The sequence below is a fragment of the Methylomonas aurea genome (assembly GCF_024505045.1).
Lineage (GTDB): Bacteria > Pseudomonadota > Gammaproteobacteria > Methylococcales > Methylomonadaceae > Methylomonas > Methylomonas aurea.
Map to the genome: position 1 here is coordinate 76,230 of NZ_JANIBM010000013.1, position 21,185 is coordinate 97,414.

General features: G+C 59.2%; 17 protein-coding genes. 13 read left to right on the top strand and 4 right to left on the bottom strand.

The window, feature by feature from the left end; all coding sequences use genetic code 11:
• Window positions 1-38 precede the first annotated feature (38 nt).
• Window positions 39-1,223, top strand: coding sequence for a tetratricopeptide repeat protein (locus tag NP603_RS12435; protein ID WP_256611204.1), 1,185 nt, complete (start codon window positions 39-41; stop codon window positions 1,221-1,223).
• Window positions 1,220-2,335: a HupE/UreJ family protein gene (locus NP603_RS12440; RefSeq protein ID WP_256611205.1), complete on the top strand. Its 1,116-nt coding sequence runs from the start codon at window positions 1,220-1,222 to the stop codon at window positions 2,333-2,335. The genes NP603_RS12435 and NP603_RS12440 overlap by 4 nt, the downstream gene beginning before the upstream one ends.
• Window positions 2,336-2,477: 142 nt before the next feature.
• On the opposite strand, the gene smbP is transcribed toward NP603_RS12440, so the two are convergent.
• From smbP to NP603_RS12455, 3 genes are all read right to left on the bottom strand, one after another.
• On the bottom strand, window positions 2,478-2,807 hold the full coding sequence (gene smbP / locus NP603_RS12445; RefSeq protein ID WP_256611206.1) for a small metal-binding protein SmbP: 330 nt from the start codon (window positions 2,805-2,807) through the stop codon (window positions 2,478-2,480).
• Window positions 2,808-3,100: 293 nt separating this feature from the next.
• Window positions 3,101-3,562 carry a cupin domain-containing protein gene (locus NP603_RS12450; protein ID WP_256611207.1) on the bottom strand — a complete coding sequence of 154 codons (462 nt, stop codon included), beginning with the start codon at window positions 3,560-3,562 and terminating at the stop codon, window positions 3,101-3,103.
• 136 nt (window positions 3,563-3,698) lie between these two features.
• Window positions 3,699-5,108 carry an arylsulfotransferase family protein gene (locus NP603_RS12455; protein ID WP_256611208.1) on the bottom strand — a complete coding sequence of 470 codons (1,410 nt, stop codon included), beginning with the start codon at window positions 5,106-5,108 and terminating at the stop codon, window positions 3,699-3,701.
• 456 nt (window positions 5,109-5,564) lie between these two features.
• Here NP603_RS12455 and NP603_RS12460 point away from each other — a divergent pair, with 456 nt between their 5' ends.
• From NP603_RS12460 to tatA, 11 genes are all read left to right on the top strand, one after another.
• Window positions 5,565-8,465: a TonB-dependent receptor gene (locus NP603_RS12460; RefSeq protein WP_256611209.1), complete on the top strand. Its 2,901-nt coding sequence runs from the start codon at window positions 5,565-5,567 to the stop codon at window positions 8,463-8,465.
• A 374-nt stretch (window positions 8,466-8,839) separates the two neighbouring features.
• Window positions 8,840-9,298 carry a rhodanese-like domain-containing protein gene (locus tag NP603_RS12465; protein WP_256611210.1) on the top strand — a complete coding sequence of 153 codons (459 nt, stop codon included), beginning with the start codon at window positions 8,840-8,842 and terminating at the stop codon, window positions 9,296-9,298.
• A gap of 111 nt (window positions 9,299-9,409) precedes the next feature.
• Window positions 9,410-11,743 (top strand): DUF1549 and DUF1553 domain-containing protein, encoded by a 2,334-nt coding sequence (locus NP603_RS12470; protein WP_256611211.1) that lies wholly within the window; start codon window positions 9,410-9,412, stop codon window positions 11,741-11,743.
• A gap of 32 nt (window positions 11,744-11,775) precedes the next feature.
• Window positions 11,776-13,239: a DUF1501 domain-containing protein gene (locus NP603_RS12475; RefSeq protein WP_256611212.1), complete on the top strand. Its 1,464-nt coding sequence runs from the start codon at window positions 11,776-11,778 to the stop codon at window positions 13,237-13,239.
• Window positions 13,240-13,344: 105 nt separating this feature from the next.
• Entirely contained in the window at window positions 13,345-14,304 is a 960-nt protein-coding gene (locus NP603_RS12480) for an SMP-30/gluconolactonase/LRE family protein (RefSeq protein ID WP_256611213.1), read from the top strand.
• A gap of 551 nt (window positions 14,305-14,855) precedes the next feature.
• A complete protein-coding gene (locus tag NP603_RS12485; protein ID WP_256611214.1) occupies window positions 14,856-15,242 on the top strand; it encodes a hypothetical protein in 387 nt (128 codons plus the stop codon).
• Between the two features lie 14 nt (window positions 15,243-15,256).
• A complete protein-coding gene (locus NP603_RS12490; RefSeq protein WP_256611215.1) occupies window positions 15,257-15,838 on the top strand; it encodes a peroxiredoxin in 582 nt (193 codons plus the stop codon).
• Between the two features lie 129 nt (window positions 15,839-15,967).
• Window positions 15,968-16,582: a c-type cytochrome gene (locus NP603_RS12495; protein WP_256611216.1), complete on the top strand. Its 615-nt coding sequence runs from the start codon at window positions 15,968-15,970 to the stop codon at window positions 16,580-16,582.
• Window positions 16,583-16,630: 48 nt separating this feature from the next.
• Window positions 16,631-17,215 carry a peroxiredoxin gene (locus NP603_RS12500; RefSeq protein ID WP_256611217.1) on the top strand — a complete coding sequence of 195 codons (585 nt, stop codon included), beginning with the start codon at window positions 16,631-16,633 and terminating at the stop codon, window positions 17,213-17,215.
• A 161-nt stretch (window positions 17,216-17,376) separates the two neighbouring features.
• A complete protein-coding gene (locus NP603_RS12505; RefSeq protein WP_256611218.1) occupies window positions 17,377-19,035 on the top strand; it encodes a PepSY domain-containing protein in 1,659 nt (552 codons plus the stop codon).
• 92 nt (window positions 19,036-19,127) lie between these two features.
• Window positions 19,128-19,334 (top strand): twin-arginine translocase TatA/TatE family subunit, encoded by a 207-nt coding sequence (tatA, locus tag NP603_RS12510; protein ID WP_256611219.1) that lies wholly within the window; start codon window positions 19,128-19,130, stop codon window positions 19,332-19,334.
• A 498-nt stretch (window positions 19,335-19,832) separates the two neighbouring features.
• On the opposite strand, the gene NP603_RS12515 is transcribed toward tatA, so the two are convergent.
• Window positions 19,833-20,990 (bottom strand): helix-turn-helix transcriptional regulator, encoded by a 1,158-nt coding sequence (locus tag NP603_RS12515; RefSeq protein ID WP_256611220.1) that lies wholly within the window; start codon window positions 20,988-20,990, stop codon window positions 19,833-19,835.
• Window positions 20,991-21,185 lie beyond the last annotated feature (195 nt).

The window sequence follows — 21,185 nt, forward strand, 5'->3', positions numbered from 1 at the left end:
GCGGCCTGGCCGCCGCCGCATCGATCCGGAGATCAATCATGGCAAATAGTTGGAGATGGGTAACTTTGTTTATCGGATTGGCGTCGGCGCTGCCGGCCGCTTGGGCTGAAGCCTACCTGCCGGCCGACGCCGGCCAGGTGATCGAGACCTTGCCGGCGCGCGGCAGCCACTGGCTGGAACTGCGCACCTTGCGCCAGCAAGCTGCCGCCGAGCCGCAGGCGTTGCCGCCGGTGCTGCAACTGGTCCGGCGTTATATCGAGTTGGGCCGGGCCGAAGCCGATCCGCGCTATTTCGGCTACGCTGAAGCGGCCCTGCAGCCTTGGCTGCTGCGGCCAGCTGCCGATCCCGAAGTGTTGACGCTGCAAGCCACCTTGCTGCAAAACCGGCACGAATTCGCGCCGGCGCTGGCGTTGTTGCAGCGGGCCTTGGCGGTCCAGCCGCGTCTGGCGCAGGCCTGGTTGACCCGGGCGGCGATTCTGGAAGTGCAGGGCGACTATGCCGCGGCCGCCGGCAGTTGTCTGCCGTTGGCAAAAACCGCCGCAGCGCTGGTCGGCGCCGTTTGCATCAATTCGGTGTTGAGTCTGGCCGGGCAGAGCGAGACGGCCTACCGGCAGTTGCAGCAGGCGCTCGAGCATGCTTCCGGGGCTGCCGCAACCGACCGGCAATGGGCTTTGGTAACGTTGGCCGAAATCGCCGAACGCCGCGGCGATGTCGCCGCCGCCGAGCGCCATTACCGGCAAGCGTTGGCGGCGGCTGCGGCTGACGGCTATCTGCTGGCCGCTTATGCCGATTTTCTGTTGGATCGGCAGCGTTACGCCGAGGTGGTCGGCTTATTAGCCGACCGCACCCGCGCCGACCCTTTGTTATTACGGCTGGCGCTGGCCGAACGCCATTTGCCGCAGTGGGATAGCGATGCCCATAGCGAAGCGTTGCAGGCCCGGTTTGCCGCGTTGCGGCTGCGCGGCGACAACCGCCACCAAGCCGACGAAGCCCGCTTCCGATTGCAGCTGTGCAATGAGGCCGAGGCGGCGTACAACTTGGCGCAAGCCAATTGGCGGATTCAACGCGAGCCGCGCGACGCCAGGATCTTGCTGGAAGCGGCGCTAGCCGCCGGCAAAAGCCGGACCGAGTTGCGGCCGGTGTTGGATTTCCTGGCCGCCAGCGGTGTGCAGGACAGCCGTTTGCAACCGTTGATCGCCCGTTTCGGCGAGGAGGGGGTATGAAGCACTGGGCCGCACTCTGCTTATGGTTGTGCTGCTGCGCCCCGGCCATGGCTCATAAAGCCAGCGACAGTTATTTGAGTCTGGACAGTGGGCACTGGCAAGGCCGCTGGGATATTGCCTTGCGCGACCTGGATTATGCCTTGGGCCTGGATGCGAACGGCGACGGCGCCATCACCTGGGGCGAATTGCGCGAGCTGGGCGATGCCGTGTTCGCTTACGCCTTGCAGCGTCTGACCGTCGCCAGCGCCGGCCAGCCCTGCACGTTGCAGCCGGGGTCATTGCAGGTCGATAGCCATAGCGACGGCAACTATGCCGTGCTGAATTTTGCGCTGGCCTGCCCGGACCCGGCCGGGCCCTGGTCAGTGGATTACCGCTTGTTTTTCGATCTGGACGCCCAGCACCGCAGCCTGTTCAGTTGGGCCGGCAGCGAGCGGCCGGCCGTGTTCGGGCCGGACGCACACCGCATCGATTTCGATATGGCTGGCCAAACCGGCATTTGGCCGGTGTTGGCGAATTTTGCCGGCGAGGGGATGCGGCATATCCTGATCGGCTACGACCATCTGTTGTTTCTATTAAGCTTGTTGCTGCCGGCCGGACTGGCCTGGGATCGCACCGGCTGGCGCGCCGTCGGCAGTTGGCGCATGGCGGCCTGGGACGCCGCCACCGTGGTGACCGCATTTACGCTGGCGCATTCTTTGACCTTGAGCCTGACCGCATTGCACGTCATCGCCTTGCCGGCGCGTTGGGTGGAATCCGCCATCGCCGCATCGGTGGCGTTGGCGGCGCTGAACAATATCTATCCGCTGCTGTCTCGGCGTCGGGCCTGGCTGGCATTCGGCTTCGGTTGGATTCACGGCATGGGTATCGCCAGCGTGCTGTTGGATATGGGTAGCGCACGCGGCTCGCAACTGGTCGCGCTGTTGGGTTTCAACCTTGGCGTCGAAGCCGGGCAATTGGCCGCGGTGGCGGCGGTTTTGCCGCTGGTGGTTTATGCCGGCCGCTTTGCGGTTTATTCGCAGTCGGCGCTGCGCTGGGGTTCGGCGGCGATAGCGGCGCTGGCCTGCGTTTGGCTGGCCGAGCGTAGTCTGGAGGTCAGTCTGCCGATTTTCTGAGCGGGTGTTGCTTCGGCGAGGGGATATATGGCGCAATCCGCGCCGAGGTGAGGTTTAAGTTTTGCGTCGCGGCAACTCCTGAACCGGGCGGCCGAAGGCCGGAGCGGCAAAAACGCCCCGGCGTTCGGCTTGCGCAATCGCTTTAACCGTTGCTGGCTTTGAAATGGCCTACCGCTTCCTCGGCGTGTTTGGTGGCGACGTCGGCGTGGTTTTGTTTACCGTGGGCGATGGATTCTTCCAGCGATTTGATGCCGGCCGATACATGGCTTTTCGCCGCACCGCTGGCTACACCTTCGGCTTGTTTGGCGTGGTCCAACGCCTTGCCGGCGTGTTCCACCAACTGGTCGGCGTGGCCGGCCTGGCCGTGAGTCACGGCGTGTTCGGAATGTTTCAACGCTTCGGCGGCATGCTGTTCGGCAAATACGCCGGTGCTGGTTAATAGTAAGGCGCTGATAATCGCGATTTTTTTCATAGGAAAGTCCCCCGTTATTCGATTGGATAGCATTAAGTGAATTCGACGTCGATAACGTACCGGTTTGCCAAAAGTAAGCCAGACCGTTGCGTTAGCGTCTTAATGCAATACACAAATTGCATGCCAGGGCTAATGGTCTGATTTTATTGGTTATTTAAATAACAGTGCTCGGAATATGTTTTTGTCGGCGCATATTCTGTTGCGGCGTTGCTGGCGAGGCAGCAGTTCGAGCTTGTCGATGGCGGCGCAGGTTGATTCATTCTCGGCGGCGCTTGCGAATGCTGCCGAAGCAACTATTTGGCCGGCGCCGGCACCGATGTTGCCGGGCCTATGCCGACGATTTGCAGGATGGTGTCTTCGTCTTTGGCGCCGTCGTAGTGGATTTCGTTGCCGTAATGGGTGACGAAGCTGCCGGCCGGCACCGGCTTCAGATCGTCCGGGTTGTAATCGCTGCCGGTCCCCACCCACCAGGTGCCGGAAATGACGGTAATGAAGCGGTCGTTAGGATGCGAATGCGGCTTGCTGTTGTGGTGGGCCTTCCATTTGTTCAATACCACGTACAGACCGGGTTTGGCCGGGTCGCCGACCAGCACGGCCGTCTCGGAACCGCTGGGATTGGCAACCCAATTGATTTGCTCGGGCAGTTTGATCGAGATCGCTTTCGGGTCCAGTTCGGCGGCGCCGGTTACGGCCGAACTTAAGCCCAGCAGGATAGCCAGTACCGGGGCGTGCGGTTTGCGGATCGTGTGCAACATGTGTTCTCCAAAAATAATGCGGGTTGAGGGTGGATTTCGGAGTGTTCGGTCTAGGGCTCTCCGTTCCGTGGATCGATTGGCGGGAACCCAGCCGCCAAAAAACCCGACCGAACACTCCGAAATCCACCAGTTGTTATCAAGCGGCCGGTTTGGCCTTGGCTGCTTCCGGCAGCGTGACCGGGTTTTCGCTATGCGGCGTCCCGGCCGGCACCCAGGCATACGGCACCGGCTGTGCCCGGTAAACCGCCGGACTGCTGGTCGGTTTGCCGGTTAGGCTGTCCTTGCCGGGTTTCGGATACGGGTTGACGTATTCCCAGACGATTTCGCCGTCCTTGCTGACTTGAAAAAAACGACCGCTCTGACCTTCGTCGATCAAGGTATTGCCGTTCGGCAGCCTCCGCGCCGAGCTGATATTGGTGCTGCGGAACGACCAAGCCGGACTGCCCGAATCTTCCGCGGTGTATTGCCAGACGATTTGGTTTTGGATCGGATCGATCTCCAGAATCCGGGAGCCGCCGGTTCTGGGTACCACCGCCGGCGGATAACCGGCCACGCCCTGGTTGTCGAATAGCAGCAGGTTACCGGCGCCCGGCAAACCTTCCGGGATGATGTGGGCGTCGTGCTGGCCGCTGATTTGATCGACCGGCCTCGGCACGTTGCGCGGATGGTTTTCTTCGCTGGTCGCCGGATAGTGCGGACCCAGGCGCCAAACGATTTTGCCGCTGTGGCGGTCGATGATGGCGATGAAATTGGCGTTGCGGGCGTCGAACAGCAGGTTGTCCGGCGCGAAGCGTTTGTCGCCGGCGGCGTACCAACGGTTGGGCCCGACCGGTTTCAGATTGTTGGTGTGGAATACGTCGGCGATCGCCGAATTGCGCACCAGTTTCAATTCCGCCGGGCTGAAGCCGAACTCGTTCAGATGCGCCGATGCCACCCATTTCCAAACCACTTCGCCGGCCGGATTCACCTCGTAAACCACATCGTCGATCACCGGTGTCGGTTTGAAGCCTTTGACCGGATGCACCCAGTTCGCCAGTACCGCGGTATTACCGTTCGGCAGCCGCGCCCAATCGTGGTGTTGCTGCGCCGCGCCGCCCGGCGCCTTGTCGCCGAAACGCCAGACCACGTTGCCGTCCCAATCGAGCTCGCCTATGGTTTTGCTGACGCGGCGGTTGATCTGGCCGGGGATCAAATCGGTGCCTTTGCCGTCGGTCAATTCCAATGTGACCAGAACATGGCCGAGTTTGCCTCCGGTTAAAGCCGGATCGAGCAGCGTGCTGTGGCTGGCGGCGTCTTTCCATTCGTGTACCGAGTTGCCGTTCATGTCGATCAAATGCGCGACGTTGTCGCCGCCGGTGAACAACACGTAGCTATTGTAGGCCTTGGCCGGATCGTAGCGGGTGACGCCGGTCGGATAGACGCTGGGTGCGGCCAGGGCGCCGGACGCGTAAAGCGTGCCGGCCAGCGCCAATACCGCGTTTCGTTGGCGCTGCCGAAGGCGGCGGAATTTGGGTGCCTGATGTTGGGCAACGGGGTGTTTAGTCATAAGCCTAATGGTTTGCCTGGTGGAGTGGTTTGAGTGTTCGTTACCGGTCCAGCAATTTGCAAGCCAATCGGTTAGTGCCGGGCAATCCCAGGTGCAGCCCATCTAAGGTGAGGCTCGCCGCTTCGGGTCGGTTTGCCGCGAAAATTTTGCCGTGCGGCGCTGCTGCACGACCAGCATGGCGTCAACACCGGCTGCCCCTGCTTCAACAATTTTCCGCAAAAAAAGCGGCGCCAGTGCGCGCGTTAGCCTGCCGCCGGTTAAAAAAGGTAAATCCGCGTTAAACGCTTATAAACAGCGAGGTTGCATCCCGATTGCGGTACCGCTGGCCATTACCCATCCGTTGGTTGGCCGAACGATGGCATGTGCATTGCAAAAGGTGATGCAGGGCACATTTCATCGCGGCCGTTGCTGCATGGATGCCTATCTCTAATTTGGACAATTAAATCGGGTGAAACAGTGAAAGATTATTCGACAAGCGCAGAGCCGCAAACGCTCGGAGCGGATGCGGGCGTTCCGAAAACCGTCAGCCGGCGCAGAACCCTATCGGCCTGCGTGGCGGTGGCAATCGCCGGCGCTTCGCTGCTAGCGGCGGCCGACGCCCAGGCGGCGCCGGCCAAGAAAACTAGCAAACGAAGCGCCGGCAATAGCAAGGTGGCCAGCGATTTGGAGCTCGAGAACCAACGTTTGCGCCAGGAATTGGCGGCGGCAAAAGCCAGGGAATTGGAATTGATCAGGAAAGGCACGGCGGCGGGTGCCGGCGCTGCCGTAGCGGCGGGCGGCGCGGCAGCGGCCGAACCCGGCGCGGAAGCCGCGGACGCCGAATTGCAGGTGGCCGAGAAAGAAGATGACAAGGCCAAAGATTTGGGCGAGGTGGTGGTTAAGGCCCGGCCCCGCCTGCAAAAGCTGAAGGACATCCCGAACTCGACTTCGGTCCGGACCGGCGAGGAGTTGCATAAGGAATTGGCGATGGATTTGGGCGATATTTTGAAACGCGCCGGCAACGTCAAATGGAACTACGGCAACGCCCGCACCAGCAGCTTGTCGATGCGCGGCGTCGGCCAGCAGGCGCAAACCGACGCGATGGACCCCAGCGTCGGCACCATCGTTGACAACGTGCCGTACGCCTATAACCCGCTATCCAGCTTCGACCATTACGACATCGATTCGATTCAGGTCGAACGCGGTCCGCAAGGCACCGACGGCGGCAAGAACGTCAGCTTGGGCCGGGTCAATATCAACACCCGGCGGCCCACCTTCAACCGGGAAGCGACCTATTCGGCCACCTACGGCCAGTTCAATACCTACATCGGCGACGCCGCCTTGGGCGGGGCGGTAATCGACAACTTTCTGGCCTGGCGCGGCGCATTCCACGTCAACAAAGGCGAGGGCGCGACCAAAAACCTGTATAACACCGACCAGACCTGGTACAACCGCGACCGCGTGTCCGGCCGGATCCAGTTTTTGCTGACGCCGACCGAGACCTTCAGTACCCTGATCCGTTTCGACGCCAATCCGCGCGGCGAGGAATTCAATAACGGCAACAACTTCTTTACGCCGACGCCGCGCATCTCGGCCAACGGCCTGCCGACCAACCTGAACAACGACGCCGGCACCCGTTTGGCACGGCGCTGGTTCCGAGAGGGTAAGCCCGAATATAGCTACCAAAATAACTACCTGTTCGGCAACGGCGAGAACGCGTTCAACCAGGATGCGCAATACGCCTTGATCACCGCCAGCAAGGGCGGCTCGGTGGAAGCCAACTGGGACGCCGGGATCGGTAAGTTCACGTCGATCACCGCTTACCGCGATTTCGAATTCCAGGCTCGTAACGACGGCGATTCGACCCCATTCGACGTGCAGAAAAACGGCGGCGGCGCGGTGCCCGAATTCCGGCAATTGAGCCAGGAGATCAAATTTACTTCCAACTGGGGCAATCTGGTCGATTACGTCGCCGGCGCCTATTTCAACGACCGGAAAATGATCAAGGGCAACCGGGTCGGTTTCGGCCGCGACGCCGGCGCCTGGCTGGCCGGAGCCGGCGCTTACGGCCGGCTGGATGCCGATTCGGCCGGCCGGCAGTTGATGATGGATTCGTTGAACGAGTTGCATACCGATAACCCTTATTACATCCATAACAAGACCGCATCCGCCTTCCTGAATGCCAAGTGGCACATTACCGAGCCGCTGACGCTGGAAACCGGGGTGCGTTTCAACATCGAAAACCGGCGCCAGGAGACCGATAAGTTCATTACCAACCAAGGTTCCGGTGCCGCACTGAATCCGTACTCGGTCAATGGCATCAACCTGGGCGGTTTCGATACCGTGACCGCGACCGGCGCGTTGACCGCCAGTGCCGCGCTGGACCCGGTACAAGTGGCGCGCGCCGATGCGGTGGCCTTGAAATACTTCGGCGTCGCGACTTATGCCGGTCTGACGGCGGCGCAGCGGCGCCAGGTCGGCGATGCGAAAGGCTTGCGGGCCGGCCAGATGGGCTTGTTGTGGGCGCGCGAGCCGGGTCGAATCTTTAAATCCACCCAGCCCAGCTATCAAGTACGGCCGACCTATAAATTCAACGAGGACTATACCGGTTACCTGTCCTGGGGTTACAACGAAAAGGCCGGCCTGTCGCAGACCGTCAACAGCGTGGCTTACCTGGTCGAGCCGGAAAAAACCAACTCGTTCGAAATCGGTTTGAAATCGCTCTTGTTCAACCGGGCATTGACCTTGAACACCGACTTTTTCTGGACCGAAATCAGCAATTACCAGCAAGCGGTTCAGGTTATCGATATCTACCAGACCGCGGCGTTGGGCCAGGACACCTATACCTCGATTACCGGCAACGCCAAAGGCGTCCGTGCCTACGGCGTCGAGGTGGACGGTTCGTTGGTCGATACCATTCCGTTCACGACGGTCAATTTCTCCGGTTCGTATAACGAAGCCTTCTATACCGATTTCAAAAATGCCGGTAAAGCCGCGGAGTGGAACAATTTGGCGGCCCCTTACCGGGATCTGACCGGACAAACGTTGCCCGGTGCGGCCAAGTTCACGTTTAGCGTCAGTCCGGAATTCAGGTATCCGGTGGAAATTTTGGGCAGCAACCAGGAGTTTCACACCAGCTTTACCACCGCGTTCACCAGTAGCTACAAATCCGATACCTTGTTGTCGGATTACAGCGTGATTCCGGCCAACACCACGACCGACTTGTCGATCGGTATCGGCCGCAAGGACCGCGCGTTCGACGTGTCGCTGGTGGCGAAAAACATCTTCAACAACCAGACGCCGTTCGCCAAAACCTGGAACAGTTGGCAGCCGGGTATTCCGCAATGGTTCGGCCTGACTCTGAACGGTAAGTTCTAAACCGATTTCTCGTGGTGCCTCCGTACGGGCCTGGGTAAAACCAGGCCCGTTTTTTTTGCGTCCCGCGCCAGAGTTCTTCGATTGAGCAAGCGCGCTTCGCCAGACGGCCGCCGCTGTTAGTCCAACAGCAGGCCCTGTTGTGCGGCTGCTGAATTTGCATCAGCCCAAATGCGAGCTTGCCGGTAAACAATGTTCCATTACCGGAAAGTTGACCGCAATTGACAAAAAACAATAAATAAATCAATGACTAATAAAAATATCTTTCGGGCGGCGGTTTGCGGTTTTCGTGGCACGCAAGTTGCAATTTCTAAAGCGTAGCAATCGTTCAATCGTGCGTCAGCGCGGGAAATTTATAAATTAGGAAGAAACAGAACATGAATAAAACCATCCAGCTTGCGATTTTGGCCTTGTTGCTTAACGGTCCGGTCGCGTTTGCGGCAAGCCACGACCATCATGAAAAAAAGCCGGAGGCGCCAGCCGCGGCCGAATACAAATATAAAACGCCGAAATTGAATCGTGCCCAATTCGACCAATTGCTGGCCAAGCCGGAGCAATTAACCATTATCGACGTACGCCGGCCGGACGAATTGACGGCCAAAGGCGGGTTTCCGGTGTATTTGAGCATTCAAGCCAGCGAAATCGAGAACAGCCTGGGTTTCATTCCTAAGGACAGAAGCATCGTCACCGTTTCCAACCATGCCGGTAGAGCCGGCGCCGCGGCCGATTTGTTGGCAAGCAAAGGCTTCAAGGTGGTCGGTGCAGTCGGCGCCCAAAACTACGAGGAAGAAGGCGGCAAGCTGGCCAAGATCGTGCCGCCGGAACCGAAAAAATAATTAAGGATTGAAGAAACCCAAGCGGCATCCGTCCCGGCAGAGACCGGAAAACGCCAAGTTTTCCGGCCGGTGCGGAGCCGAAGCGACATTGTTAAATTTTGGAGGAATCTTATGAGGTTGAAATTGGTTTCCGCGCTGCTTTGGGGGGTGACGTTAGCGTTACCCAGCCAAGCATTCGCGGCAGAAGAAAAAGCCGCCGAGCCGGCCAAGGCCGAAGCCGGCGCTGCCGAGTCCGGCGCTTCGAAGTCGAAACATTGGGCCTACCAGCCGCTGAAATCGCCGGAAGCGCCAGCCGTCAAAAACAAGGATTGGGTCAGAACCCCGATCGACGCTTTTGTGTTGGCGCCGTTAGAGGCTAAAGAATTGGCGCCGTCGCCGGAAGTCGAGCGCGCCGCCTTCATTCGCCGGGCGACGCTGGACGCTTGGGGCGTGATTCCGACTCCGGAGGAAGTCGAAGCCTTCGTCAACGACAAATCCGACAACGCTTACGAAAAACTGGCCGACCGTTTGCTGGCGTCGCCGAAATACGGCGAGCGTCAGGCGCGGCGCTGGCTGGATTTGGCCCGCTATGCCGACAGCTCCGGATTCACCAACGACGAAAACCGCGACAATATGTGGCGTTACCGCGATTACGTCGTCAAGTCGTTCAACGAAGACAAGCCGTATGCACAGTTCGTACAGGAACAATTGGCCGGCGACGAACTGTTTCCGGGCAATACCGATGCGTTGATCGCCACCGGCTTCATTAGAAGCTATCCCGACGACAGCAACTCGCGCGACCTGGTCCAGAAAAAATTCCAGAACCAGACCGATATCACCGATACCGTCGGCGAAGTGTTTCTGGCGCAAACCGTGGGTTGCGCCCGTTGCCACAACCATAAGTTCGACAAGATTTCGATGAAGGAGTATTACCAACTGCAATCGTTCTTCGCCAACGTCAATGCGGTGGACAAGATTCCGGTGCCGGTCAAAGGCGAAACCGAACAAGAATGGGTGAAAGCCAACGCCAAATGGGAAGAGGCGGTCAAGGAAATCAAGGCCAAACGCCAGGCATTGATCGATCCGGTCAAGGACAAGGCGCGGAAATACAACTACGAGCGGTTCTCGCTGGCTACCCAGGCCGCGCTGAACAAGCCGGAAAGCCAATGGACCCCGGAAGATCGCTGGATCAACCACCGTTACGATTCCAACGAAGACGAAGCGGCGGCGGCGTTGGCCTTCTATCAGGATAACTCGGCTAAAGGCGCCTACAGCTACGATCCGAGCTACGAGAAAAAAGCCCAAGAGTTTAAGGAAATCAATAAAGAACTGAAAAAATGGGAAAAATTGAAGCCCGTTAAAGGTTCCGTCTACATCTCCGCGGTGTCGGAGCTGGGCCATCCGCAGCAACCGCCGACTCACATCCGCTTCGCCGGCCAGTTCGATAAACCGTTGGAGGAAGTGCAACCCGGCTTCCCGGCCGCAATTTCCAGCGAGCAACCGGACATCAAGCCGACCGCCGTATCGTCCGGCCGCCGCGCCGCGTTGGCGAAATGGATCGCCAGCCCGACCAACCCGTTGACCGCTAGAGTGTTCGTGAACCGGGTGTGGGGCCAGTATTTCGGCAAAGGCATCGTCGAAACCGTCAGCGACTTCGGTAAAGCCGGCACCAAACCGACCAACCCGGAATTGCTGGATTATCTGGCGTCCAATTTCATCAAACAAAATTGGAGCGTGAAAAAACTGCATAAGGAAATCCTGCTGTCCAGCGTCTACCGCCAGGACTCCAAACCGCGTGAAGACGTGGCCAAAGCCGATCCGGACAACAAGTTACTGGCCGTATTCCCGCGCCAACGCCTGGAAGCCGAGCAAATCCGCGATTCGTTGCTGGTGGCCGCGGCGAAGCTGGAAGATACCGTCGGCGGACCGCCGGTATTCCCGGAAGTCCCTAAAGGTTTGAATGCCGGCGATAAATGGCCGGTCGACAAGACAACCAAGGAAACCAACCGCAGAAGCCTGTACGTGTTCACCAAACGCAGCGTGCCGTATCCGATGCTGGATACCTTCGACATGGCCTCCGCGCAGCAAGTCCACAGCAAGCGCGACGTGACGACGACGCCGTTGCAATCGTTGGCCCTGTTCAACAGCGATACCGTATTCGGTTGGTCGCAGTCCCTGGCCGGGCGCGTAATCAACGAAGCCGGCGCCGACGAATCCGACCAATTGGAACGCCTGTACCAGATTCTGTTCGCCCGCAGCCCGACCGACGAGGAGAAAGAAACCCTGGAAGGTTTCCTGGAAGAGCAGGAAAAAGTGATCAAGCAGAAAGTTGCGGAAGGCAAATTCACCGCCAGCGTGCCGGTCGGCGTGAAGGATGCGGAGAAACTGGACCCGGTGCGTTCGTCGGCCTTCGTCGACCTGGTGCACGCAGTGGCGAACTCCAACGAATTCGTCTACCGCTTCTAAGCGAACACTTACTGAATATTAGGAAACAGACAATGAACAACAAATCTCGTAGAGACTTTTTAATCAAGAGCGGTTACGGCCTGGGCGGTCTGGCGTTGAGCGGCATGCTGCCCGGATTGAACGGATTTTCCGGCGCGATGGCTTCCGAGCTGGCCGCCGGCGCCGGTATCGTCGACCCGCTGGCGCCGAAAGCGCCGCATTTCGCGCCGAAAGTGAAATCGGTGATCTGGCTGCATATGGACGGCGCGCCGTCCACCATCGACCTGTACGATTACAAACCGCAATTGGTGAAAATGCATGGCCAGGATATTCCGAAATCGTTCATGGAAGGCATCAAGGAAGGGGTGCGCGGCGGTACCGGTAAATTGTTCGCCACCAACCGTACCTGGAAGCAATACGGCCAAAGCGGCGCCTGGTTCTCCGACCTGTTGCCGAATCTGGCGCAACACGCCGACGAGCTGGCCTTCATCAAGTCCAGCGTGACGATAGGCGCGACCCATAACATTTCGATTCTGAAACTGAACACCGGCGACTTGAATCCGGGCCGGCCGTCGCTAGGCGCCTGGATCAAATACGCATTGGGCACCGCCAATCCGGATTTGCCGGCCTATGTCGTGTTGTACAACGACAAGAAGGAACCGACCGGCGGTTCGATCAACTGGAGCTCCGGTTTCTTGCCGGCCGTGTACCAGGGCACCGCGTTCCGTCCCGGCGAATCGCCGATTCTGTATCTGGAGCGCCCGGAGTTGACTTCGGCCTCCGAACAGCGCAAAACCCTGGATTTGTTGAAGCGCTTGAACGAACTGGAAGACGCCAGATATCCCGGCGATTCGGAACTGGAAGCCCGCTTGCAGGCTTACGAATTGGCCGACCGGATGCAGCGCACCGCACCGGAAGCCGTCGATCTGAAAAAGGAATCCGATGCAACCAAAGCCCTCTATGGCATTAACGACGAAGGCAGCAAAAGCTACGGCGAAGTGTTGCTGCGGGCGCGGCGCTTGGTCGAACGCGGCGTGCGTTTCATCCAGGTCATTTCCGGCCCGCAGGAAGTGGCCGGCGACAGCCGCAACTGGGACGGCCATACCCACTTGGAGGAAAACCACAAGAAACACGCCTATGCGGTGGACAAACCGATTGCCGGCCTGTTGACCGACCTGAAACAAAGAGGGCTGCTCGATACCACGCTGGTGGTGTGGACCTCCGAGTTCGGCCGCACCTCCTACGGCCAAAGCGGCAACGGCCGCGACCACAACCCTTGGGGTTACACCCAATGGCTGGCCGGCGGCGGCGTCAATGCCGGTTACACCCACGGCGAGACCGACGAAATCGGTTTGCAGGTCGCCGACAAGAGCAAAGCGGTCGATACCTACGACCTGCATGCTACGGTGTTGCAACTGATGGGCCTGGACCATCTGAAAACCACTTACTTCCACAACGGCCGCTCCGAGCGTCCGACCGTGGTGTACGGCAAGGTGATCAAAGAGCTGATCGCGTAACAGCTCTGCGGCGCGTGCCTCATCTTCCCGGTCGGACCGGGGAGGTGAGGGCCGTTTCGATAACGAATTTACCGACACGTTTTAAGCAGGAAAGAGGAGACGAATATGTTAGCCAAGCGTTTGCTGGCGTTCAGTATCGGCGCGCTGCTGAGTTCGGCGGCTGCGGGAACCGAAAATGTTTATACGCCGCCTATTCTTGGAGTGGCGGCCGGCGGCGTGCTGGTCGACGAAATCAGGGACGGCTTCAACGGCACGGAAGGGCCGCTCGGATACAGCGACGGCAGTTTGCTGTTTACCGAAACCAACGCCAACAAGATTATCCGGATTGCGCCGGACGATACGGTCTCGACCTTTTTGGACAAATCCAACGGCGCCAACGGCCTGGCCTTGGCGCCGGACGGCAGTATCGTTGCGGTGCAGACCCTGAAAACCCAAGTCGGCGTGGTTTACCCGGCCGATAAAAAACAGACGCTGGCCGCCGACTATCAAGGTACGCCGTTCCAGCGCCCCAACGATCTGGTGCGTGCCAATAACGGCGCGATTTATTTCACCGATAGCGGCACCCGGCCCAGTAAGGACAACCCTAACCCGCCGCCCAGTCGCCCCGGCGTGTATTACATCAGTCCGGGCGGCGAATTGAAGCAACTGGCCAACGACATCGAACGGCCGAACGGGATTCAATTGAGCAAGGACGAGAAGGTGCTTTACCTCGCCAATACGGCCGGCGAGCACGTGCTGGCCTACGATATCGCCGCCGACGGCACGATCCAGAATCGGCGTAATTTCGCCAAACTGGCCGGCTGGCAACAAGGCGAGGACGGCAAGTGGTCCGGCGGGGCCGACGGTCTGGCGCTGGACGACGAAGGCCGTTTGTACGTGGCTTCGAATGCCGGTGTCGAAATTTTCAGCGACAAAGGCGATGCGCTGGGAGTGATTCCGATCCCGAAGAAACCGCAAAATCTGGCGTTCTCCGGTCCGAACAAGAACGTGCTGTATGTGGTCGGCCGCGGATCGGCCTATAAAATTCCGCTGTTGTCCCGCGGCATCTCGACGCGGGCCAAATAACCCGGCATTGCAGGGTTTATCGGGTTTTGACTTTAAATTTTTCATCGCTGGGCAGGGAAGCAAGCGGCGGCCGCGGGATTATCTCCTTGAACCTCGGTCGCGCCGCCGGCAAACGACGGAACGGTTGCCCAGGGACGCGCAGTTGAAAAGTAAGACGCCTGCCGGCGCGGGGAGCCGGCAAATCGATCTATAGATATCTCCGTACTCGTGGTGTTAGACACTGGGCGGGCAAGGCGAAAGTCTTGCCCGCTTTTTTTTTGCCGTATTGGCGGCCGCTTGCGCATTTTCAGTTGCGGTTCGCATTTGCTAGCGCAGCAACAGGGGGTGCTGCCGGGATGTTGGCCAGCCACCAGGTGCCGTCTCGCAGGCAGTTCGGGTGTGGCGATGTGCCGGGCAAGCCCGGTAAAAATCCCGTTAAAACAACGGTTAATAGGGCCGGGCGCTAATTCGAGTTTTTTGCACAAGCTGGCACATGCATTGCATTTACCTAAATAAACCGAATCCGGGTTGCGGATTTTTTTCGAGGATTAACGAGGAGACTGATTTTTAGCATGGGAACCCAAAAGTGGGCTTTTGCCCTGGCCCTGAGCTTGATTTGCGGTGGGGTATACGCCGAAGCCGAATTCGATTTCGAAGAGTTGATGAACGATGTCGAAACCAAAATTCAAAGCGTGCAAAACAATATCGCCGCCAAGGATGCGGCGACCGCCGCGACCCAGGCCAAGGAGTTGCAGGAGCAGTTCAAACTGGTCGAGGGCTTTTTCCAGAAACGGGGCGATGCGCCGGACGCGGTACATAACTCGCAGGAATACCAAGGCAAGGCGCAATCGATACAAAGCGCTTTGGCTGCCGGCGACCTGGATGGCGCCGCCGTGGCTGCGAACGACTTTTCCAAACAATGTCGCGGCGCCTGCCACGATAAATATAAACCGTTGTAAACAAGGTTGAACCGATGAAAAAAACCGTATTCAAGGCGCTGTTGCCGTTCGCCGTTTCCTTGCCGGTGCTGGCGGCGTTGCCGGAGGGCCATCCGGCGCCGGATTTTTCGGCACAGGCTTCTTTGGCCGGCAAGGCGTTTGCGTATTCGTTAAAAGACACGCTGCGGAACGGTCCGGTCGTGGTCTATTTCTACCCGTCGGCCTATACCGGCGGCTGCAATCTGCAGGCGCATACCTTTGCCGTAAACCACGATAAATTCGCCGCCGCCGGCGCCTCCATCGTCGGTGTCTCGCTGGACAGCATAGAGCGTTTGAACGACTTCTCGGCCGATCCGAATTATTGCGCGAGCAAGTTTCCGGTCGCGTCCGATGCCGACGGCAGCATTGCTCGGTCCTACGACGTGTCGGTACGCGAAGCGGCGCCCGGCAAACAGGATACGCGCGGCGCCGAAATCGGCCACGGCTTTGCCGAACGCACCACCTTCGTGGTCGGGCCGGATGGCAAGATCGCGGCCAGTTTCGGCGGCCTGAAACCCGAGGAAAACGTTGCCAAGGCCTTGGAGGTGGTAAAGATCCTGGCCGAGCACAAACCGTAACCGGTGGTGGCTTATTTACCAAGGGTGCGGGTGGTTCGCCGCGCTAAATCGGCGTCTGCCGTTGGCAGCCGGCGCCGTACAGGACGGTGTTGGCGGAAGCGGGCCTGGCTGGCGCTGGGCACTCTGGCAATGATTGCCGCCGCTCCCGGTCTGGCGGCGGACGGCGCTACCGAAGCCGCGGCACAGCACGCCGGGGCCGGCGATCCGGTGGCAGGCAAGCTCAAATCCGACAGCGAACGTTGCCAGGAATGCCACGGCCACGACGGTAACGCCGAAGATTCGCGGATTCCGAAACATGCCGGGCAATTTGCCGCATATCTGGTCAAACAGTTGCAGGATTTTCAAAGCGGGGCGCGCCGGCACGAAATCATGGTGAAAATGGCCGCCGATTTGACGCCGGCGGATATGGCGGATATCGCCGCCTATTTCGCCGGGCAGCCGACCATGCACGGCCGGATGGAGCATGAGAACCCGCGCGCGCAGAGTTTGTTCGAAAGCGGCGATCCGGCCCGGGAACTGCCGTCCTGCGAATCCTGCCACGGCAGGAACGGCAAGGGCAGATTGGAAAACGGGGTGGTATATCCGGTGATCGGCGGCCAGAACAAATTGTATCTGCGCCGGCAATTGCTGAATTGGAAACTGGGCGAACGCAAGAATAGTACGGAGGCGGTGATGAACAAAGTAGCCAAAGCCCTGGCCGACGACGAGATCGAGGCCTTGGTCGACTATGTGTCGGGATTGTAGGCCATGGCTAGGCCGACGCATCCCGCCCATCCTTTTTACGGAGTGGACATGAAACGCTTTATCGGCGCCAGCCTGTTGTGTTTGACGGCGGCGTTTTCGGCCCTGGCCGATTTGGAACTACACGATTTCGCACCGGATATCGACGCTCAGGCTTCGTATGCCGGCAAACCGCTGCATTACTCGCTGCGCCAGGCTCGGGCGAAAGGCCCGGTCGTGGTGTATTTCTATCCGACGGCGTTCGGCCGCGGTTGCAGCGTGCAGGCTCGGGCCTTTGCCGAACATTACGCCGAATTTACCGCGGCCGGCGCCTCCATCGTCGGCGTCTCGCTGGACGGTATCGAGCGGCTGAACCAATTTTCCGCCGACCCGAACACCTGTGCCGGCAAATTTCCGGTGGCCTCCGACCCGGACGGCAAAATCGCCAACGCTTACGGTTTGGCGGTGGACCAATCCACCGTCGGTCGCTTGGATAGCCGCGGGACCGTCGTCGACCATGGTTCGATCGCCCGCACCACGTTTGTGGTCGGCGCGGACGGCAAGGTGCTGGGCAAGGTCGGCGATTTGAAGCCGGCCGAGAATGTGGCCAAGGCGCTGGAGATCGTCAAGGCCGCCGCGGCAAACGCCCGGTCTTGAGCCAAACGCCGGCGTCGGGCCGTCCGGTCAGAGGCCGGAGCTGGAAGCGCACCAACCCCCTTGGACAAGGATGTCGTTCAGCCGGCCTCTGACCCGACCGCCGCAGCGCTTCGCCGCAGCCGGCGGCGAAATTTTTCGATAAAGCAAATAAGCGAGGCAGTATGAAGAAGTCGTTGAATTGGTTGCTATACGAAACCCACCGTTGGCTGGGCGTGGTATTGGCGTTGTTTATGTTCGTCTGGTTCGTGTCCGGCCTGTCCATTATGTATACGACGCCGATGACGCAGACCAAGGCGCAACAACTGGCGCATGCGGAAACGCTGCAACCGCAGTCGGGCTGGCTGAGTCTGGGCGAAGTCTGGGCCAACAGCGTCGGGCCGCGCAAGGCGGCGGTCGCCAAGTTGAAAGCCGCGGCAGCAGCGGGCGGCGAGGCCGGCACTGCCACGGCCAAAGCCAAAACCGCCGAGGAATTGCCGGTTAACATTGCCGATGCGCGGCTGGTACGCGCGGCTGGCGACCCTCTGTGGTTGATAGAAGATACCCAGGGCAACCGGTTTGCGTTCTCGGCCGTAGACGGAACCTTGCGCGAAATCTCCGCCGAACAGGCACTGCAAATTGCCCGACACTGGTTTGCAGCCGAACAGCCGGAGCGGGACGTCAAGTTGAGTTATCTGGAAAGCGTCGACAGTCCGATCATTCTGCGTAACCAGGGTGCGTTGCGGCCGTTCCACAAAATAGCCGGCGACGGCGGCGAAGAATTGCTGATTTCGGCGCGGACCGGCGAGGTGTTGCACGCCTCGACCCGGTTCAATCGCGGCTTGTATTGGGTCGGCAATTGGATACACCTGTTCAAACCGCTGGAAGCGATCGGCCTCGGCCATATCCGCCACGACGTGCAATTGTGGTCCGGTTTGGCGGCGACGATCGCCTGCATCACCGGCCTGATCATCGGCTGGCTGCGTTGGCGGCCGGGATTCGGCGGCAAGCCGACCTATTCCCAAGGCCGAACCCAACCCTACCGGGAATTCTGGTTCAAATGGCATTTCTGGACCGGCTTGATCGGCGGCAGCTTTATGCTGGGTTGGGCAGTGAGCGGTTTCATCGATACCAATCCCGGTAAATTGTTCTCGGAAGGCACGGTTGCCAAGGCCGAAGCCAGTCGTTACCTGGGCGGCGAGTTACCGACTGTGATGTTCGACTGGCGGCCCGGCCCGTTACCCGAGACTGCGCGGCGGACCGATATCGTCGAAATCAACTGGCGCCGCCTCGGTAACGACACGGTATTGCTGGCCAACGCCCGCGACGGTCAACGGCTGCCGCAAACCCCCGACGGTGTCGGTCCGCGCTTCAGCGAAGCCACCCTGGCCGCCGCGTTGCAACGCCTGGACGGTGCCGGTGACTCGGTCGAGTTGACGGTGTTGGACGACTACGACAGCTATTACTACCCGCGCCACCATCAAACCCAGGTGGACAAGCCGCTGCCGGTAGTGTTGGCGCAATTCCAAGATAAGGCCGGCACGCGGGTTTACCTCGATCCGCAAGACGGCCGCATATTGGCCAAACTGGACAGCAGCCGCCGGCTTTACCGCTGGTTGTATTCCGGCCTGCACCACTGGGACTTTGGTTGGCTGTATTACCGGCCGATTTGGGACGTGTGGATGCTGACCTGGGTCGGGTTCGGTGTGGTGTTGGGCGCCAGTTCGCTGGTAATCGGCTGGAAACGGCTGAAAAAGACCTTCGCCCCGAAAAAACGCCGTACCGCTAAGGTCCGGGCGGCCGGGCCGGTGCCGGCAACGCTGGCAACCGAAGCGGCGGATTAAATTCAACCAGCCAGGCTGCCGCCGGCGGCTTGGCCTTATTAGCCGGCGGCGACATGCCGCCTCAATCGATATAACTGGATGGGAGATTCGACATGGGTTTTAGCGTTCCGCACTTATTGGTAGTGCTGGCAATTGTGGTACTGGTATTCGGCACCAAGCGTCTGAAAGACGTCGGTTCAGATTTGGGCGATGCGATCAAGGGCTTCCGCAAAGCGGTGCAAGAGGGCGAAGCGGAGGCCGCCGGCGCCGGCAACGACCGCTTGCTAAACGACGCCAATCTGCCGAAAACCGAGCAGTAACATTTCTCGGCGGCCGCTCGCCGGCCTTATGCCAACGGTCGTTGCTCGCTGGGCGATGGCTGTTTATCGCTCCGGCGGGGCCGGATACCCCGCATCTTGTTTATCCTGTCGCGGCTAATATACCTCCGCAATGCACCACTGGCTGACCCGGCATTTATTGGGTTGGTTCGCGGAACGACTGCTGATTGATCGGCTAGCGTTTTGCTTGGTTCTATTCACGCGATGTTTCGGTTAGTGGGGCGGGTATCGGCCAAAACCGGTCGGTGACGATGCTCGCCTAATTTCTCGTCGCTCACGTCAGCGAACGACCGCTTTTTGGCAAGCAACTTTGCATTGTCGTCGGCTCGACCCGGCCATTTGCTGTCTTTCAGTGCCCTTAAAATTATCTATTTCGAATGTCTGGAATTTGGTCTTGAGCAGGTATTCGACGCCGAAATTTTTCCTCATGAAAACACAAGTGGCTTGTTGGTCACAGTTGTGTGGTATGTCAGAAGCCTTCTACATGTTCGCTTTATCCCTAATCGCCGGCACCGACAACACCAGCCGCAATAAATCCCGTTGCGAATTGGTGCCGGTTTTTTCCATCGCCGTTTTCAAATGGCTGCGTACCGTGGATTTTTTCAAACCCTCGGCGTTGGCGTAAGTATCGACGTCCTCGCCTTGCGCCAAAGCACGGGCAAACCGCGCTTCCGCCGCCGTCAGCCCGAACAGTTCAATCAATTGCCGTGCCGTCGCCACCCGTTGCTGCGCGTTGGCCGCTATCAACACGATTAAGGCCACTTGCTGTTCGTGCAGCAAGGGATTGCCCAAACTCGGAGCCGGAATCACCGTCAGACAGCAATGGGCGTAACCGTTGCCCGCACCCAGATTGAGGTGTTGCGGCTTGCGGCTGCTTACCGCATTTCTCAACGCCGCTTGTAAAACAGCGTCCTTGTCGGCATCCAAGGCGTGCAGGCCGCCGTGGTGCAAGGTCAGACAATTGCCCTCGCGCAACCAGGATTCGCCGCGCTGATTAACGTAAATCAAGCGACCGTTGGCCGACAAGCCCAAAATACACAAACCCGACACGGCTTGAGCGGTGCCGTTGACCGTTTGCTGGTTTTCGAACGCCAACCGCTCGCCGGCCAGGCGCTGGTTCAGTTCGCAGGCGCGTTTTAGATGCGGTAGCAGGCGAGCGTACCAACTCAGGTCTTCGTTGGTATAGGGGCCTTTGTATTTAGCACGCAACGCGGCAAGTTTAACGGCGAGCGTGCCGTTTTTGGCGACAATCCCGCCCAGGGAATAGAACAAATTTTGCGGTCGCAGCCAGTCGCCGAAGTACTCGGTTTCCGGCAAACGGTTGTCGTCGTAGAGCATTGACGACGTGACTACCGCGCCTTCCCGCAACAGCGCTTCGTTTTCGGTCCAGACGTTGGTCAGTGTGTAATAGTCGGCGTAACTGGCAAGATAAGCGGGATCGAAGCGCACAAAGCGGAAGCTCTCGCCGCCGAGCTCGGTATGCACACCCCGGCTAGCAAAATCGTGCACCCACAACGTGGTGCCGGCCGCGCCAAACCAGTCGGAAAAGCCCAATAAAACCGCCTGCCAGCGTTCAGGTTCCAGGGCCGCTTCGTAAATCAGCCCCACCAATTTGTCGTACTCGGTCTCGATGCTCATACCGCCCCCTTTGTTGTTCGTATTATCGGGTTGCGAAGGATGTGTTGCGCGAACCGATTCTAGCGTAGGTCTTTGGTGGCTAACAAGATTTTATCGGCTTGTCATCCTGCATTTGGGGGAGGCGGTTAATTCACCAAATGGTTAGAGTTTTCAGCATGCTTAAAGCCCATAACGAAATTCATAATTTCGTTATGG

What these genes read in the sequence shown, in the direction of transcription:
- NP603_RS12435 (WP_256611204.1), top strand. Translation starts at nt 39, where the DNA reads ATGGCAAATAGTTGGAGATGGGTAACTTTGTTTATCGGATTGGCGTCG.
- NP603_RS12440 (WP_256611205.1), top strand. Translation starts at nt 1,220, where the DNA reads ATGAAGCACTGGGCCGCACTCTGCTTATGGTTGTGCTGCTGCGCCCCG.
- smbP (WP_256611206.1), bottom strand. Translation starts at nt 2,807, where the DNA reads ATGAAAAAAATCGCGATTATCAGCGCCTTACTATTAACCAGCACCGGC.
- NP603_RS12450 (WP_256611207.1), bottom strand. Translation starts at nt 3,562, where the DNA reads ATGTTGCACACGATCCGCAAACCGCACGCCCCGGTACTGGCTATCCTG.
- NP603_RS12455 (WP_256611208.1), bottom strand. Translation starts at nt 5,108, where the DNA reads ATGACTAAACACCCCGTTGCCCAACATCAGGCACCCAAATTCCGCCGC.
- NP603_RS12465 (WP_256611210.1), top strand. Translation starts at nt 8,840, where the DNA reads ATGAATAAAACCATCCAGCTTGCGATTTTGGCCTTGTTGCTTAACGGT.
- NP603_RS12470 (WP_256611211.1), top strand. Translation starts at nt 9,410, where the DNA reads ATGAGGTTGAAATTGGTTTCCGCGCTGCTTTGGGGGGTGACGTTAGCG.
- NP603_RS12475 (WP_256611212.1), top strand. Translation starts at nt 11,776, where the DNA reads ATGAACAACAAATCTCGTAGAGACTTTTTAATCAAGAGCGGTTACGGC.
- NP603_RS12480 (WP_256611213.1), top strand. Translation starts at nt 13,345, where the DNA reads ATGTTAGCCAAGCGTTTGCTGGCGTTCAGTATCGGCGCGCTGCTGAGT.
- NP603_RS12485 (WP_256611214.1), top strand. Translation starts at nt 14,856, where the DNA reads ATGGGAACCCAAAAGTGGGCTTTTGCCCTGGCCCTGAGCTTGATTTGC.
- NP603_RS12490 (WP_256611215.1), top strand. Translation starts at nt 15,257, where the DNA reads ATGAAAAAAACCGTATTCAAGGCGCTGTTGCCGTTCGCCGTTTCCTTG.
- NP603_RS12495 (WP_256611216.1), top strand. Translation starts at nt 15,968, where the DNA reads ATGATTGCCGCCGCTCCCGGTCTGGCGGCGGACGGCGCTACCGAAGCC.
- NP603_RS12500 (WP_256611217.1), top strand. Translation starts at nt 16,631, where the DNA reads ATGAAACGCTTTATCGGCGCCAGCCTGTTGTGTTTGACGGCGGCGTTT.
- NP603_RS12505 (WP_256611218.1), top strand. Translation starts at nt 17,377, where the DNA reads ATGAAGAAGTCGTTGAATTGGTTGCTATACGAAACCCACCGTTGGCTG.
- tatA (WP_256611219.1), top strand. Translation starts at nt 19,128, where the DNA reads ATGGGTTTTAGCGTTCCGCACTTATTGGTAGTGCTGGCAATTGTGGTA.
- NP603_RS12515 (WP_256611220.1), bottom strand. Translation starts at nt 20,990, where the DNA reads ATGAGCATCGAGACCGAGTACGACAAATTGGTGGGGCTGATTTACGAA.